The organism is Sphaerisporangium melleum (assembly GCF_014646695.1).
GTDB lineage: Bacteria > Actinomycetota > Actinomycetes > Streptosporangiales > Streptosporangiaceae > Sphaerisporangium > Sphaerisporangium melleum.
Genome location: NZ_BMNT01000044.1, coordinates 18,312 through 33,048, shown reverse-complemented (window position 1 = coordinate 33,048; position 14,737 = coordinate 18,312). Strand labels below are relative to the sequence as shown.

Here is a 14,737-nt window from a genome sequence, read left to right as displayed (position 1 = left end):
GAACGCCGGCTCCAGCGAGATGACCATCAGAAAGCGGCTCGGCGGGCTCGACCGGCGGCTGTTCAGGTCGGTCGCCGATGCCCACCTTCCCGGCTTCGACCGCGTGCTGCCGGGCCTGTCGCGCGCAGCGGACAACTCGCTGCTGTGGGCAGCCGTGGCGGGCGGGCTCGCGCTCACCGGGCGCAGGCGCATGCGCCGGGCCGCCACCCGCGGCCTGCTGGCGATCAGCCTGGCGAGCCCCGTGGTCAACCTGCTCGGCAAGCAGGCGTTCGCGCGGGCCCGGCCGTCCATCGTCGACTTCCCGCTGGCCCGCCTCGGCCGCATCCCCTCCTCGCATTCGTTCCCCTCCGGGCACTCGGCCTCGGCCGCCGCGTTCGCCACCGCCGTCGCGCTGGAGGCCCCGGCCCGCATCGCCGTGCCCGTCGCCGTGGCCGCCGGCGCCGTCTGCTTCTCCCGCGTCTACACCGGCGTCCACTATCCCGGGGACGTCCTCGCCGGCTCGGCGCTCGGGGTGGCCGCGGCGCTGGTCACCCGGCGCCTGTGGCCGGGCGCGACGGTGGACGTCGAGGCCAGGGGCGCCGTCACCGCGCCGCTGCACGACCTCGACCCCGACGGCGCGGGAGTGGTGGCCGTGGTCAACAACGGGGCCGGGCACGACCCCTGCACCGCCGCCGCGCTGCGCAAGGCGCTGCCCGCGGCCGAGGTCATCGAGACCGGCCCGGGCGAGGACCTGCTGACGCGGCTCAGACAGGCCGCCGAGCACGCCCGGGTGCTGGCCGTGGCGGGCGGCGACGGCACGATGAACTGCGGTGCGCAGGCGGCTCTGGAGCGCGGCGTCCCGCTGCTGCCGGTGCCGGCCGGCACGCTGGACCACTTCGCCCGCACGCTCGGCCTCGAGACCATCGAGGAGGCCGCCGACGCCTACCGGTCGGGCCATCTGGTCGCCGTGGACGTCGGCGAGGTGGCCGGCCGGGTGTTCCTGAACACGGCCAGCATCGGGGTCTACCCGCTGCTGGTCGACCGCCGCCGGGTCTTCGAGCCCAAGATCGGAAAGTGGCCGGCGCTGGTGCTCGCCATGGCCGGCGTGCTGACCGGCGACCACCGGCCGCTGGAACTGGTCGTGGACGGCGTACGCCGCAAGGTGTGGCTGCTGTTCGCCGGCAACTGCGCCTACGCCTCGCGCGGCGTCGCGCCGACGCACCGCGACCGGCTGGAGGACGGCGTGCTGGACATCCGGATGCTCACCGCCGCCACCCGGCTGCCCCGGCTGCGCGCCGTCGTCAGCATGATCGCGGGCGCGGCCGGGGTGTCCCGGCACTACCTGCACTGGCAGGCGGACACCCTGCGCGTCGCCGCGCCCGCACACCCGGAGGGGGAGATGCGGCTGGCCCGCGATGGGGAGACCTTCACCGCGCCCGGCCCGCTCGTCCTGGGCAAGCGCCCCCGCGCCCTGCTGGTCTTCCGCCCCGCCGGCTGAACCGGCGCACCGGCTGAACCGGCGCGCAGGCGGAGCCGGCGGTCCCGGGCCTTCTTCCGCTGTGCGGGAGCGCGACCTCGCCGCCCTCCTAACGCGCGTCGTGGCGTGACCGCTCACCCCGGACGGGGGCCTTCGCTTGGGGTCAGCTCGAGAAGAGCATGCCCACCCAGCTGCGCTGGTGGCGGTGGTGGCCGCCGTGGTGCGGGGCGCCCCAGGCCGGGCCACCGTGCGCCGGAGGCGGCGGGGAAGGGTAGTGCTGCTGGGACCACTGGCTCTCGACGCGGGTCAGGGTCTCAAGCTCGCCGTAGTCGAGGAAGATGCCGCGACAGTTCTCGCACTGCTCAATGTGGACGCCGTTGCGGTCGTAGGTCCGCATGTTCCCGCTGCACTTCGGGCAACGCATCGAGTCGATCTCCTTAGGACGGTCTCACGGCGACCCTACTGCGGCGCGGCGGCCCGCGCGATCCTCCCGCAGGAGGAGACGAGGGCCTGCTCGACCTCGTCGAGCGGACGGCCCTCCGCGCCCGCCGCGGCCACCGCGGTGGCCGCCAACTGGACCGTCAACGCGCGGGCCGGCGCGTCGAGTTCCCGCCACGGATCGGCCGCGGACACCGCCGGGCCGGCCGCCGCCAGATAGGCCGACAGGAAGCGTTCCCACAGCCGCGGGGACAGCAGCCCCGAGGCGTACCAGGCCGCCGGGCGGGCCAGATCCCAGGCCGGGACGCCGGCGCCGAGGTCGTCGACGTCGATCAAGAGCCACTCGCCCTGGTAGCGGATGATCTGCCCGAGATGGAAGTCGCCGTGGGCCGGCCGTCCCGCGGTGAGCGGACGGACCCCGCCGGCCGGGGCGGCGGCTCCGGCTTCCGCCGGGCCGGGTCGCACCTCGGCCGGCAGGGACCGGAACGCCGCGAGAATGGTCGCGACCGATCCGTTCCTGCCGTCGAAGCCGCTCCCGGGGTCCGGGCCGGGCGCGCCGTGGAGTTCGCGCGGGCCGGACAGGCCGGACAGGTCGGACAGCCGGGCGACGGCCCCGGCCAGCCGGGCCGGACCGCCCGCCGGGGGGAGCGACAGGGCGGCCGCCTGGGCGGTGTGCAGGCGGGCCAGTAACAGCGCCGCGGTCTCCCACGGCGCCCCCTCCGGGTCGGACGGGTCCACCGGCTCGCCGGCCGGCCACACCGTCACGAGCCGCCCGTCCAGCCGTTCGGGACGCTCGGCCAGCGGGGGAAGCAGCACCCCCGGAAGCGTCCCGGCCACGCGCAGGCGCGCGATCAGCGCGGTCTCGTCGGTCTCCGGCGGGTACGCCTTGACCACCACGTCGCCGGCCCGCACGACCGTCACCCGCGTGTCCTTCAGCACCCGCGCCCGCCCCGTCCCGCCGTACGCCCGCGCGAATCGCGCCAGCCGCCCGGTGAGGCCCGCCGCCGTGCCGTCGGTCGCCTCATCCTCGCCGCGCACCGTCACCGGACCAATCTACGGGCCCGCCGGCCGGCCCGGCATAGGGTGGGAGGCATGAGGATCGGCTTCGGAGTGCCCGTCTCGGGCTCGTGGGCGACACCCGCCAACATGCTGCGCGTCGCGCGTCGCGCCGAGGATCTCGGCTACGACTCGCTGTGGACCTTCCAGCGGCTGCTCTACCCGGTCGGCCAGGACCTCGGGCCCTCCTACCACAGCGTTCAGGACCCCGTCGTCACCCTGGCCTACCTCGCCGGGGTGACCGAACGCGTCCGGCTCGGGGTCGCCGTGCTCAACATGCCGTTCTTCTCGCCCGCCCTGCTGGCCAAGCAGCTCTCGACACTGCAGCAGGTGTCGGGCGGGCGGCTGGACGCCGGGCTGGGCCTGGGCTGGCTGCCCGAGGAGTTCACCGCCTCCGGCGTGCCCCTGGCGGGCCGGGGCCGCCGCGCCGTGGAGTACCTCCAGGTGCTCCGGCGGTTCTGGCACGACGACATCATCAGCCACAAGGGCGAGTTCTACGAGGTGGCCCTCTCCCACCAGGACCCCCGCCCGCATCCCGCGCCGCCGGTGCTGCTCGGCGGGACGGCCGAGGTCGCGCTGCGCCGGGCCGGCGAGCTGGCCGACGGCTGGATCAGCTCCAGCCGGGCCGATCTGGCGACGATGGACCGGCAGATCGGGATCATCAAGCAGGCCGCGAGGGAGGCGGGCCGCGACCCCGAGGCGCTTCGCTTCATCTGCCGGGGCGCCACCAAGGTGCGCGAGCCGGGGCTCGCCGACCGTCCGGCGCTGACCGGATCGCTGGAGGAGATCCGCTCCGACGTGGTGGCGCTGGCCGGCGCCGGGGTCACCGAGGTCTTCCACGACCTCAACTTCGACCCCGAGATCGGCAATCCGGACGCCGACCCCGCCATCTCGATGCGCCGCGCCGAGGAGGCACTGGAGGCCCTGGCCCCGGGCGCCTAGATCGGCTCCCAGGGGTTGCTCTCGTACGCTTCGCGCACCCTCGCCATCGGATCGGCCATGCCGGGAAAGGTCACCTCGCCGATCCGGCCCACCGGCATGATCCCCCAGGAGTTGGTGAGGAAGGCCCCGCGGAAGGAGCCCAGGTCGGCAAGACGCAGCGGCCGTCGGCGGACCGGCACGCCCAGCGCGGCGAGCCCCCGATCGAGGAGCATCATGGTGATGCCGGTCAGCATCGGCGCCTCCGGCCAGACGACGGCCTCGCCGTCCCAGAAGCCGATGTTGGTGATCGCCCCCTCCGCGACCGTGCCGTCCTGCGCGACGAGCAGCGCCTCGTCGAAGCCGGCCCGCTCGGCCGCACGGCCCGCCCAAGACTGGCCGAACCCTCCGACGTGCTTGAGGTGCGCCGCCGGCCGCTGGTAGGCGACCGGCAGCAGGCTCTGCGGCGCGGCCGGGGGCTCGTGCGGCGGAGCGACGCTCACCAGGATCGACACCCCGCCGCCGCGGGCCTCGTCCCGGGGGAACACGTAGACCCGCACGGAGGCGTCGCGGGCGCCCCCGGCGAGGGCGTGCCGGACGCGGTGGCGCACGAGGTCGCCGTCCAGGCCCTGGCCGAAGAGCTCGGCGGTGGCGGTGTCCAGCCGGCGCAGGTGCAGGTCGAGCCCGCGTGTCGCGCCGTCGCGCACCTGCATCGCCGTGAAGTGCCCATAGTTGCGCAGCGCCGGGCGCAGGAGATCTTCCACCGTCGGCGGGTGTCCATCGATCACGACTCTTTCCATGCCCGCGGATGCTAGGGCACACAGTGCTACGTCGGGATATGGCGGTCGTTAGTGAAATGACCGCTGGGTACCTGTCATTCTGGTCTGGTACGTAGGTCAGGCCCGGAACGCGGGGGAACGGTGAACGAGCGCAAGCCGATCGAATGCTGGCTGTCGGACATGGACGGCGTCCTCGTCCATGAGGGAAGCCCGGTGCCGGGAGCGGAGGAGTTCATCCGCAGGCTCCGCGACTCCGGCAAACGCTTCCTCGTCCTGACCAACAACTCCATCTACACGCCGCGCGACCTGTCGGTGCGGCTGCGCGGCGCCGGGCTGGAGGTGCCGCCCGAGTCGATCTGGACCTCCGCGCTGGCCACGGCCCGGTTCCTGGACGACCAGCGGCCCGGCGGGTCGGCGTACGTGATCGGCGAGGCGGGCCTGACCACGGCCCTGCACGAGATCGGGTACGTCCTCACCGACACCGCCCCCGACTACGTGGTGCTCGGCGAGACCCGCACCTACAGCTTCACCGCGATCACCCGGGCCATCCGGCTCATCGGGGCCGGTGCGCGGTTCATCGCCACCAACCCCGACGCGATCGGCCCGTCCAACGAGGGCGCCCTGCCCGCGTGCGGCGCGGTGGCCGCCATGATCACCAAGGCGACCGGTGTCGAGCCCTACTTCGTCGGCAAGCCGAACCCGATGATGATGCGCAGCGCCATCAACGCCATCGACGGGCACAGCGAGAGCACCGCCATGATCGGCGACCGGATGGACACCGACATCGTGTCCGGCATGGAGGCCGGGCTGCACACGATCCTCGTCCTCACGGGAGTGACCACGAAGGACCAGATCGACCGCTACCCCTTCCGTCCCTCCCGGGTCGTCAACTCGGTGGCCGACCTCATCGACCTGGTGGACTGACCTCGGGCAGGTGTACCGGCGCGATCCGGTGGAAGGGCGGGGGAGGACCGCCGGGTCCTGTCAGGCTTCACGGGGAGGATGACCGCATGACGGACGTTTACCTGGAGATCGGAGCCAAGAAGGTCTTCGCCTGCGCCCTCGACTGGCCCGGCTGGTGCCGGGCGGGCAAGGGGGAGGAGGCCGCGCTGGAGGCCCTGGCCGAGTACGTGCCCCGCTACCGCGTGATCGCCGAACGGGCGGGGCTGCCGTTCGATCCGGACGCCCTCACCGTCGTGGAGCGGGTGCCGGGCGGCACGACCACCGACTTCGGCGCGCCACAGGCGATCACCGGCATCGACGCCCACCCGGTGGACGCCGCGACCGCCGAGCGCGACACCGCGCTGCTGCGGGCCGCGTGGGAGGTCTTCGACGAGGTCGCGGCGGCCTCCCCTGAACACCTGCGCAAGGGCCCGCGCGGCGGCGGGCGCGACCGCGACAAGATGGTGGCGCACGTGGTGGAGGCCGAGCGCTCGTACGCCCGCACCATCGGCGTGCGGCACAAGCCGTTCGCCGCGGACGACCTCCCGGCGCGCGCCGCACTGCGCGACGACATCGTGAGCGTGCTGTCCAAGCCCTCCGACGGCACCCCGCCGGCCGGCAAGGGCTGGCCGCCGCGCTACGCCGCCCGGCGGCTGGCCTGGCACGTCATCGACCACATCTGGGAGATGGAGGACCGCCGCTCCTGACCGTCCCGCCCGGGGCCGCGGCCCCGGTTCCGATTCCGGAAGGCGGCTCCTCGGTGGGCGGCCGGGGGCCGGGCGGGTTCAGCCCTCGTCGGAGCGGCGCAGGCGCTTGACGTCGGAGCGGTGCTTCTTGGCGGCCAGGCGGCGCTCGACCGAACCCCGGGAGGGCTTGGTCGGCCGGCGTCTTTGGGGCGGGGGAGCCACCGCCTGGTCGAGCAGGCGGGTGAGACGCAGCCGGGCGGCCTCGCGGTTGCGCAGTTGCGAGCGGAACTCCGAGGCGGTGATGGTGACGACCCCGTCGACCAGACGGGAGGCCAGCCGCTCCAGCGCGCGGGCCTTGAGCGGCGGCGGCAGGGCCTCGGTGGCCGCCAGGTCGAAGCTCAGCTCGACCCGGCTGTCGGTGGTGTTGACCCCCTGGCCACCCGGCCCGGAGGAACGCGAGAAACGCCAGGTGAGCTCGGCCTCCGGGATGACGACCGAGCCGCGGACGAGCAGGGGACCGGGCATTCCTCCAGCGTAGCCGCCCGCCCCCACTACCGATCAACCCGTTTTACCGCGCCTGCCGCTTTCGTCCCGGCGGTCTCCCGCAGGCCGGGCGCCGGCCGCGGGTGACCGGTTTCCGTGCCGGCCGTCGCCCGACGTCCCCGTACCGGCCGTGGCGATCCGGTTGCGGAGATCGCGGGCCTGGAGGACAGTGTCCCTGTACTCCAGGGCCGTAGCGGTCGGCCCTTTCGTCCAAAGGCCCGGCCGGCGCGCCGGGGCGCCGCGTCACGACGTGGGGAGGCCGTGCGGTGGCGAGCATCGTGGGGGTTCACGGCATCGGCAAGTACCACTACTTCCTGGACGCCGGGTCGGCGCGCGGGGCCGCCGAGGCCATGCGCGCCAAGTGGGACCGCTATCTGCACCAGGGCCTGACCCGCGGTGCCCCGTACACCGGGCAGTCCTACGTCAGCGAGGTGGCCTACTACGCACACCTGCTGCGCGAGGAGAAACCGTCGGCGGCCAAGCGCGATCTGCGCAAAATGGATCCCGCCTCCCAGCTCGTGCTGGCCGGCTGGATGGAGCAGGTGGACGGCGTCGGGGCGAGGGCGGGGGAGACGCTCACCGGGCTGATCCACCGGTTCGCCGAGTGGCTGCTGGCGCGGCTCGGTCCCAAGGCCAAGGACTTCGCCGAGGACTTCTGCCCCGAGGTCGCGGCCTACCTCGCCGGCGCGGACGCCGCCGCGCGGGTCAGGTCGCGCGAGGCCGTGGCGGACACGATCCGCCGCAACCGGCCCAAGGTGCTCATCGCGCACTCGCTGGGCAGCGTGGTCGCCTATGAGGCGCTGTGCGCGCACCCCGACCTTTCCGTCGAACTGTTCGTCACCTTAGGCAGCCCGCTGGCCATGCGCAACGTCGTGTTCGAGCGGCTGCAGCCGCTGCCCGTCGCCGGCCGCGGGCGGCGCCCGGCGGGCGTCGGCCGCTGGGTGAACATCGCCGACAAGGACGACATCGCGGCGATTCCCGGCACGCTGGCGAAGTTCTTCGACGGGGTGACCCGCGACGAGAGCGTGAACATCGACTGGGCCGACTTCCACACCGCGCGCAACTATCTCGGCTGCGGCGCAGTGAACGAACATGTGCGTCCCTACCTGACGTCCCGGGTCGGATAGGATCGCGATCATGAAATGGGTGCTCTTCGACTACGGGGAAGTGCTGTGCCACGCGCAGCCCGAGGCCGACCGCGAGCGCTTGGTGGAGGCCGCGGGCATCGACCCCGACCGGTTCTGGCGGGGCTACTGGGAGCACCGGCTGGAGTTCGACCGGGGCACCCTCACCCCGGGCGCGTACTGGTCGGAGGTGCTGGACCGCCGCGCCCGGGACGCCGAGGTCGAACGGCTCGTCGCGCTGGACGTCGCGAGCTGGACCCACGTCAACGACGCCGCCGTCGCGGTCATGCAGGAGCTCCGCGACTCGGGCCGCCCGGTCGCGCTGCTGTCCAACGCCCCCGCCTGCGTGGCGGAGGGCATCGAGCGCCTGTCCTGGATCCCGGCCATGCACGCCCGGTTCTACAGCGGGCACATGGGCCTGGTGAAGCCCGACGCCGAGATCTACCTGCGGGTCGCCACCGCGCTCGGCGCGCCGCCGCAGGACGTGGTGTTCGTCGACGACCGGCTGGTGAACGTGCACGGCGCCGAGGCGGCCGGCATGAGCGCCGTCCACTTCCGCGACGCCGGGACGCTGCGTGACGACCTCAAGCTCATGCTGTCGATGCCCTCCGCCTGACGACCACCGGATGATTCCGCTCTGACCTGCGGCGACGACGCATCGTATGCCCCTGTAGCGGGCATACGCCTAGCAAGCGGAATCACGGAGGGTGACATGCATGTCGGCGGCATCATCAGCGCGATCATCGTCGGTCTGGTGATCGGGGCGCTCGCGCGGCTCATCATCCCCGGGCGGCAGAAGATCCCGATCTGGCTCACCATCGTCATCGGCATCATCGCCGCCCTCATCGGCACGGCCATCGCCGGCGGCCTCGGCGTCGCCGACACCAGGGGCATCGACTGGATCGAGCTGATTCTGCAGATCATCCTGGCCATCATCGGGGTCCTGATCGCCTCCGCGCTGTACGGGAAGCGCAGGATCACCTGACCACGGGCTCGCGGCCACCCTCCGCCCGTCCGGTCCGCGCCCGCTCTTCGCGTGGAATGCCGCGAGCCGTCGCCTGCGCGTCGGCGGGCGTTCAATCACCGTGGGTAATCCGCACTCCTGTCCCCGAGCTGTTCACGCCGGCGACATCGGGCACTCGCCTGCAGGCCAGCCCGGTCGTCTGCACTTGCAGGCGTGGAGCAGAACCCGTCACGCAGAGCGTTCCTGATCGCCGCCGCCGCCGCGGGGGCCGGCGGCCTGCTGTCGCCCGCGTCCGCCGGCGCGTCCACTCCCCGGCAGGCGCCCGCGGGGCGCACCGCCGCCGACCCGTTCAAACTCGGCATCGCCTCCGGCGACCCGGCGCCTGACGGGTTCGTGCTGTGGACCCGCCTCGCGCCCGACCCGCTCACCCCCGACGGCCACGGGGGCATGCCGTCCCGGGACGTCGAGGTCGGCTGGCAGGTCGCCGAGGACGAACGCTTCCGCACGGTCGTACGCGACGGAACCGCCACCGCCCGTCCCGCGGCCGCGCACTCGGTGCACGTCGAGCTGGACGGGCTGAAGCCGGGCCGTGAGTACTTCTACCGGTTCCGCGCCGGCGGCCACCTGTCCGAGGCCGGCCGCACCCGGACGACTCCCGCGCCCGGCACCACCGAGACGGCGCTGACGTTCGCGGCGGTCTCCTGCGCGCAGTACGAGCACGGCTACTACACCGCCTACCGGCGGATGGCCGAGCAGCACCCCGACCTGGTCGTCCACCTCGGCGACTACATCTATGAGTACTCCGGCGGCGTCTACACCGCCGCGCAGGGCAACGTGCGCGAGCACGCGGGCGGCAAGCTGCAGACCCTGGCCGACTACCGGGTGCGCCACGCGCAGTACAAGACCGACGCCGACCTCCAGCTCGCCCACCTCACCAGCCCGTGGCTGGTCATCTTCGACGACCACGAGGTGGAGAACAACTGGGCCGGCGACAACCCGGGCACGCTCGCCCCCGACTTCGCCACGCGTAAGGCGGCGGGCTTCCAGGCGTACTACGAGAACATGCCCCTGCGCCGCTCCGCCGTCACCCGGGGCCCGGGCATCCGGATCAACCGCCGGGTGTCCTGGGGGTCCGTCGCGACCTTCCACCTGCTCGACAGCCGCCAGTTCCGCGACGACCAGCCCTGCGACGACGGGATGCGGTCGAGCTGCGACGAGCGCCTGGCGCAGGAGCGGGTCATGCTCGGCGACGACCAGATGAAGTGGCTGGCCGGCGGCCTGGGCGCGGCGCCCGCCGCCTGGAACCTCATCGCCCAGCAGGTGATCGTCGGCCAGCGCGACTACCACCTCGGCCCCGGCCGCGAGCTCAACGTGGACGCCTGGGACGGCTACGCCGCCGAGCGTGACCGCCTGCTGCGCACCCTGGCCTCCGCACGGAGCGCGGGAAGCGGAGACCCGGTCGTGCTCACCGGCGACGCGCACGTCGCCTCGGCCTCCGACCTGCTCGCCGACTTCGACGACCCCGACTCCGAGCGGGTCGGCGTCGAGCTGGTGGCGACCTCCATCTCCAGCGACGGCGACGGCTACCACGACCCGGCCAGGGACGCCGCCCTGCTGATGGAGAACCCGCACCTGAAGTTCGTCAACGAGCGCCGCGGCTACATCATGTGCCGGGCCACCCCCGACGAGCTCACGGCGGACTTCCGCACCCTGGACTACATCAGCCGCAGGGGCGCCCCCGCCCGCACCGCCGCCACCTTCACCATCCCCGCCGGCGAACAGACCCTCACCTGAGGTCCCCGCCGCGGGCAACGGCGCCCGCAGCGGACCTCGTCCACGTCCCGGATCGCGAAGACGTGGCGCGAAGGCCTCCGGCGGCGAGACCACGATGGCGACGGCGCGGCGGCGTCCGGTGGCGCGATCACCGAAGCGGCGTCGGCACCCATCCAGCGGCCGGGAGGCGCAGGGAGCCCGCCCTGGGTCAAGGAGCTTCAGAGAGCGGTGAAGAGCAGGGAGACGTTCTGCCCACCGAACCCGAAGGAGTTGGTGAGCGCCGCGCCAAGGTGCTGTTTGCGAGGCTCGCCGCAGACGACGTCCAGCTCGACCTCGGGTGCCTTGTGTTCGAGGTTGAGGGTGGGCGGGATGACACTGTTGACGACCGACAGAAGAGTGATGACGGCCTCGACGGCGCCGGCGGCGCCGACGAGATGGCCGATGCTGGACTTGGGCGCGGTGATGACGACGTCGTTTCCGAGTGCCCGCCGGATGGCGGCCGCTTCACCCACGTCGCCCACGACGGTGGACGTCGCGTGGCAGTTGACGTGGCCGACGTCCGCGGGCTGGAGTCCGGCGTCCGACACGGCCTTGCGGATCGCCCGGATCTGGCCGGCGCCGGTCGGGTCCGGGCCGGTGATGTGGTGGGCGTCCGAGGTGATGCCGAAGTCGGCCAGCCGCCCGATCGGGCGAGCGCCCCGTCCGGCCGCGAAGTCCGCACGCTCCAGGATCATGATGCCGGCGCCCTCGCCGAGTACGAAGCCGTCGCGGCCGGCGTCGAAGGGCCGTGAGGCACGTTCAGGGTCGTCGTTGCGCTTGGACAACGTGCGCGCCTGGGCGAAGCCGGCGATCGTCAGCGGTGTGATGGCGGCCTCCGCACCGCCGGCGATGACGACATCGGCCTGGCCGGATCGGATCAGCTGGACGGCGAGAGCGAGGGCCTCGGCGCCCGACGCGCACGCCGAGACGGGTGTGTGGACGCCGGCGCGGGCGCCGTACTCCAGGCTGACCCAGGAGGCCGGTCCGTTCGGCATCAGCATGGGGACGACGAGAGGAGAGATCCGGCCGGGGCCTTTCTCTTCCATGAGGTCGTCCTGGTTCAGGAGAGTGTTGAGGCCGCCGATGCCGGTACCGATCACCACCGCGAGGCGGACCGGGTCGACCTCGGGCGCGCCGGCATCGGCCCATGCCTGCCGGGCGGCGACGAGCGCGGCCTGCTGGCAGCGGTCCATGCGCCGGCTCTGCACACGGGGCAGCACGTCGTCGGGAGAGACGGCCATGGGTGCGGCGATCTTCGTCGGCAGCTCGTCGGCATGACCGAATGACGCCACCAGGTCGTCGATCCGGCGTACGCCCGAGCGGCCGGCGAGCAGTCCTTCCCACAGGGAGTCGATGTCGCCGCCGAGTGGTGTGGTCGCACCCAGTCCGGTGACGACGATGTCCTGGACGCTCATGCTGATCTCCTCACGGCGGAAGCGGTGTCCGGGGCTTGCGCCCCGTAGTTGTATCGCATACAAATATCGCGTGTCCACGAGCGAACCGCCCCGCAGCCGCGGCCGGCACACCCGCGCGCGGCTTCTCGAGCAGGCCGTGACGCTCTTCGCCGAGCGTGGCCTCGGCTCGGTGAGCGTGGCCGAGATCGCTGCGGCGGCCGGCGCCCATCCGAACCAGATCACCTACTACTTCGGATCCAAGGACGCGTTGTTCGTCCACGCGGCGTTCCTGATGCTGCTGCGCGACGCCGAGCGGCTCGAACCGATCGGTCACCGGCAACGCACCCCCAAGGCGTTCCGCGAGGCACTGGCGCGCACGGCGCTGGCCCTGCCCGCGGTGCCGATCGCCGTCCAGGCGATGTCGATCACGCGTCACCGCCCCGAACTGCAGCCGCTGGTGCGGCAGAACCTCGGTCTGCTGTTCCGGCAGGCCCAGCGCTACCTCACCGCGGTCCTCGAACGCCATGACTGGGTCATCGACCGGCCCGCCGACACCGAGGCGCGAACCTTCTGGAGTGCCGTCCTCGGGGCGCGACTGATCTCGGAGTCCGGTTTCGCCGGCCGTTCCAGCGACATCGACCTCGCCGGAGTGCTCACGGTCCGCGCCAGGCCGGCAGGTGAATGAGCGGCCCGGCCACACGATCGCCCGTTGGGGACGTCGGCGCCGGGCGCGCAGATGAGTACGCACGATATGAGGTGGCCCCGACCGCCGTTCGGCCGAGCGCCGATCTCCATCGGCCTCTCGTGGACGTCGTGGGGAGTCACCGAGGACGTGGGTTCGTCGTTCGGTCGATCCCTGGCCGCGTGGAGTACGTGGGTCACGCCCGCCCCGATGATCTTCTGGAGACCGTCCGAGCGCCGGGGAACGCTGTCAGGAGGTGAGGGAGAAGCCGAAGAGGGCCGGCTTCGGGGCGGTCAGGGTGGTGGTGTTCCGGGGGTGGAGGCCGGTGTAGGAGCCCTTGCGGGTGGTGGCCGGGATGAGGGTGACGCGTCCGGCGCCGGGGGCTCCGACGGCGAGGCCTGCGTCGTTGATCGTCACGGCGGAGCCGTAGAGGTCGCCGGGGTGGCCCGGCCGGCCGGTGAGGATGACGGCGTGGTTGGCGGTGAGGCCGCCGGTGCGGGTGCCGGCGAGCACCAGGACGCGGTTGCCGCCGGGCAGGCCGATGGCCAGCTCGGCGTCGCCGTCCCCGTTGAGGTCCCCGGCGGCGAGGGCGGAGCCGAGCCGGTCGGTGTTCAGGCTCTTGCCGCGGATGCCCTTGGTCTTGCGCGACCAGAACTCGCTCCCGATCGCGGTGAGGCCCCGGCGCGTGCCGTACAGGACGTGGACGGCGCCGTTGCCGTACATCGGGCCGTCCTGGAAGGCGTCCAGGCCCTCGCCCGGGGTGCCGATGGCCAGGTCGTCGCGGCCGTCGCGGTCGAAGTCGCCGGCGGCGAGGGCGGCGCCGAAGGAGTCCCACTTCTCGGCCTCGCCGGGGACGCCGGGGCTGTTCTGGGTGTACATGCCGGCCTGCCGCCTGCGCACGTCGGCGATGGTGACCGAGCCGCCGCCGGAGGTGGTCGGGCCGACCGTGTCGCCGGGGGCGCCGATGGCCACCTCGGCCCGGCCGTCGCCGTCGAAGTCGCCCACCGCGACCGCGGCGCCGAACTGGTCGCCCTCGATGTGCTCCTGCGCGACCCAGGGGGTGGCCTGGGTGACGAGCGTGCCCTTGGCGCGCAGGTCGCGGCCCTTCATGCCGAACACGCCCACGCCGCCGCCTTCGGACAGACCGGGGATGCCGACGACCAGCTCGTCGTCCCCGTCGCCGTCCAGGTCGCCGGACGCCAGCGCCGCGCCGAACCGGTCGGTGTCGCGCGGGCGGCCGAGGCGGGTCACGTCCAGCGTCCCGGCCGGCTTCAGGCCGTCGGCGGAGCCGCGCAGGAGCTGGACGATCCCGTTGCCGTCGGCGCCGTCGGGGACGGGCGTGCCCGCGAACTCCTCCGACACGCCGATGGCCAGGTCGCCGCAGCCGTCCCCGTCGAAGTCGCCGGAGACGACGGCGGAACCGAAGGAGTCGCCGCGCTCCGGGCTGCCGGGGATGCCCGCCGAGCCCTGGGCGAGGACGCCGATCTCGCGCGTGCCCCGGTACAGCGTGACCGCACCGGCCCGCGCCTGCCCGTCCACGGTCGCGTACGGCGCGGCCACCACCAGGTCGGCGGCGCCGGCGCACGCCGCCCGGTGGGAGTTCCCCCTGGCGTGGCTCCGGGTGCCGGCGGTGGTGGCCATGGCGGCGCCGGTGGACGCGGCGACGCGGGTGAGGGCCGGCGGGCGACGGTGCGGGGTGGCCGCGGCGTGGGCCGCCGCGTGGGGGAGGAGGGCGACGATGGGGGCGACCGCGAGGGTCGCGGCGGCGAGCAGGCGGGGCGCGCGCGGGGCACTCATGCTCCGGATGGTCCTCGCCGACCTGGACGTCCGCCCCACCGCAGCGTGAAGTCCCCGCGTCGGGCTTCTTAACGGCGCGTCCACTGATCGAAAATGTGATCGTCAGGAGGGGCGGTGCGTCGCATCACCTGATCGTCATGATGTTC

At 73.3% G+C, this 14,737-nt stretch carries 15 protein-coding genes; 9 read left to right on the top strand and 6 right to left on the bottom strand.

All coding sequences use genetic code 11. From position 1 onward, the window contains the following. Window positions 1–19 precede the first annotated feature (19 nt). Window positions 20–1,477 (top strand): bifunctional phosphatase PAP2/diacylglycerol kinase family protein, encoded by a 1,458-nt coding sequence (locus IEY93_RS31145; RefSeq protein ID WP_189166730.1) that lies wholly within the window; start codon window positions 20–22, stop codon window positions 1,475–1,477. A gap of 142 nt (window positions 1,478–1,619) precedes the next feature. On the opposite strand, the gene IEY93_RS31140 is transcribed toward IEY93_RS31145, so the two are convergent. Both IEY93_RS31140 and IEY93_RS31135 read right to left on the bottom strand, forming a co-directional pair. Beyond that, on the bottom strand, window positions 1,620–1,880 hold the full coding sequence (locus IEY93_RS31140) for a TFIIB-type zinc ribbon-containing protein (protein WP_189166729.1): 261 nt from the start codon (window positions 1,878–1,880) through the stop codon (window positions 1,620–1,622). Between the two features lie 35 nt (window positions 1,881–1,915). Further along, window positions 1,916–2,938: an aminoglycoside phosphotransferase family protein gene (locus IEY93_RS31135; RefSeq protein WP_229691628.1), complete on the bottom strand. Its 1,023-nt coding sequence runs from the start codon at window positions 2,936–2,938 to the stop codon at window positions 1,916–1,918. Between the two features lie 48 nt (window positions 2,939–2,986). On the opposite strand from IEY93_RS31135, the gene IEY93_RS31130 reads away from it, so the two are divergent. Continuing rightward, entirely contained in the window at window positions 2,987–3,892 is a 906-nt protein-coding gene (locus IEY93_RS31130; RefSeq protein ID WP_189166728.1) for a TIGR03619 family F420-dependent LLM class oxidoreductase, read from the top strand. Here the strand turns inward: IEY93_RS31130 and IEY93_RS31125 are convergent. Beyond that, complete coding sequence (locus IEY93_RS31125; protein ID WP_189166727.1) at window positions 3,889–4,668, bottom strand: aminotransferase class IV family protein; 780 nt, start codon at window positions 4,666–4,668, stop codon at window positions 3,889–3,891. The two genes, IEY93_RS31130 and IEY93_RS31125, sit on opposite strands and share 4 nt — an antisense overlap. Before the next feature lie 120 nt (window positions 4,669–4,788). On the opposite strand from IEY93_RS31125, the gene IEY93_RS31120 reads away from it, so the two are divergent. Both IEY93_RS31120 and IEY93_RS31115 read left to right on the top strand, forming a co-directional pair. Next, window positions 4,789–5,571, top strand: a complete 783-nt coding sequence (locus IEY93_RS31120; protein ID WP_203968983.1) for an HAD-IIA family hydrolase — start codon at window positions 4,789–4,791, stop codon at window positions 5,569–5,571. 86 nt (window positions 5,572–5,657) lie between these two features. After that, on the top strand, window positions 5,658–6,296 hold the full coding sequence (locus IEY93_RS31115) for a hypothetical protein (protein ID WP_189166726.1): 639 nt from the start codon (window positions 5,658–5,660) through the stop codon (window positions 6,294–6,296). A 78-nt stretch (window positions 6,297–6,374) separates the two neighbouring features. On the opposite strand, the gene arfB is transcribed toward IEY93_RS31115, so the two are convergent. After that, window positions 6,375–6,800 carry an alternative ribosome rescue aminoacyl-tRNA hydrolase ArfB gene (gene arfB / locus IEY93_RS31110; protein WP_189166725.1) on the bottom strand — a complete coding sequence of 142 codons (426 nt, stop codon included), beginning with the start codon at window positions 6,798–6,800 and terminating at the stop codon, window positions 6,375–6,377. Between the two features lie 284 nt (window positions 6,801–7,084). Between arfB and IEY93_RS31105 the strand changes: the two genes are divergently transcribed. From IEY93_RS31105 to IEY93_RS31090, 4 genes are all read left to right on the top strand, one after another. Continuing rightward, entirely contained in the window at window positions 7,085–7,945 is an 861-nt protein-coding gene (locus IEY93_RS31105) for an alpha/beta hydrolase family protein (RefSeq protein WP_189166724.1), read from the top strand. Between the two features lie 10 nt (window positions 7,946–7,955). Continuing rightward, entirely contained in the window at window positions 7,956–8,558 is a 603-nt protein-coding gene (locus tag IEY93_RS31100; protein WP_189166723.1) for an HAD family hydrolase, read from the top strand. Between the two features lie 96 nt (window positions 8,559–8,654). Next, complete coding sequence (locus IEY93_RS31095) at window positions 8,655–8,927, top strand: GlsB/YeaQ/YmgE family stress response membrane protein (RefSeq protein ID WP_189166722.1); 273 nt, start codon at window positions 8,655–8,657, stop codon at window positions 8,925–8,927. Window positions 8,928–9,119: 192 nt separating this feature from the next. Next, window positions 9,120–10,700 carry an alkaline phosphatase D family protein gene (locus tag IEY93_RS31090; RefSeq protein ID WP_189166721.1) on the top strand — a complete coding sequence of 527 codons (1,581 nt, stop codon included), beginning with the start codon at window positions 9,120–9,122 and terminating at the stop codon, window positions 10,698–10,700. A gap of 197 nt (window positions 10,701–10,897) precedes the next feature. Here IEY93_RS31090 and IEY93_RS31085 read toward each other — a convergent pair whose 3' ends face one another. Continuing rightward, window positions 10,898–12,133 (bottom strand): beta-ketoacyl-[acyl-carrier-protein] synthase family protein, encoded by a 1,236-nt coding sequence (locus tag IEY93_RS31085; RefSeq protein WP_189166720.1) that lies wholly within the window; start codon window positions 12,131–12,133, stop codon window positions 10,898–10,900. Between the two features lie 70 nt (window positions 12,134–12,203). Between IEY93_RS31085 and IEY93_RS31080 the strand changes: the two genes are divergently transcribed. Next, complete coding sequence (locus IEY93_RS31080) at window positions 12,204–12,797, top strand: TetR/AcrR family transcriptional regulator C-terminal domain-containing protein (protein ID WP_203968985.1); 594 nt, start codon at window positions 12,204–12,206, stop codon at window positions 12,795–12,797. A gap of 246 nt (window positions 12,798–13,043) precedes the next feature. Here the strand turns inward: IEY93_RS31080 and IEY93_RS31075 are convergent, their stop codons facing one another. Beyond that, a complete protein-coding gene (locus IEY93_RS31075; RefSeq protein ID WP_189166719.1) occupies window positions 13,044–14,591 on the bottom strand; it encodes an FG-GAP repeat protein in 1,548 nt (515 codons plus the stop codon). Window positions 14,592–14,737 lie beyond the last annotated feature (146 nt).

Bases quoted from the DNA above. Each gene is read 5' to 3' on its own strand.
- IEY93_RS31130 (WP_189166728.1), top strand. From the start codon at position 2,987: ATGAGGATCGGCTTCGGAGTGCCCGTCTCGGGCTCGTGGGCGACACCC.
- IEY93_RS31145 (WP_189166730.1), top strand. From the start codon at position 20: ATGACCATCAGAAAGCGGCTCGGCGGGCTCGACCGGCGGCTGTTCAGG.
- IEY93_RS31075 (WP_189166719.1), bottom strand. From the start codon at position 14,591: ATGAGTGCCCCGCGCGCGCCCCGCCTGCTCGCCGCCGCGACCCTCGCG.
- IEY93_RS31095 (WP_189166722.1), top strand. From the start codon at position 8,655: ATGCATGTCGGCGGCATCATCAGCGCGATCATCGTCGGTCTGGTGATC.
- IEY93_RS31140 (WP_189166729.1), bottom strand. From the start codon at position 1,880: ATGCGTTGCCCGAAGTGCAGCGGGAACATGCGGACCTACGACCGCAAC.
- arfB (WP_189166725.1), bottom strand. From the start codon at position 6,800: ATGCCCGGTCCCCTGCTCGTCCGCGGCTCGGTCGTCATCCCGGAGGCC.
- IEY93_RS31100 (WP_189166723.1), top strand. From the start codon at position 7,956: ATGAAATGGGTGCTCTTCGACTACGGGGAAGTGCTGTGCCACGCGCAG.
- IEY93_RS31125 (WP_189166727.1), bottom strand. From the start codon at position 4,668: ATGGAAAGAGTCGTGATCGATGGACACCCGCCGACGGTGGAAGATCTC.
- IEY93_RS31115 (WP_189166726.1), top strand. From the start codon at position 5,658: ATGACGGACGTTTACCTGGAGATCGGAGCCAAGAAGGTCTTCGCCTGC.
- IEY93_RS31085 (WP_189166720.1), bottom strand. From the start codon at position 12,133: ATGAGCGTCCAGGACATCGTCGTCACCGGACTGGGTGCGACCACACCA.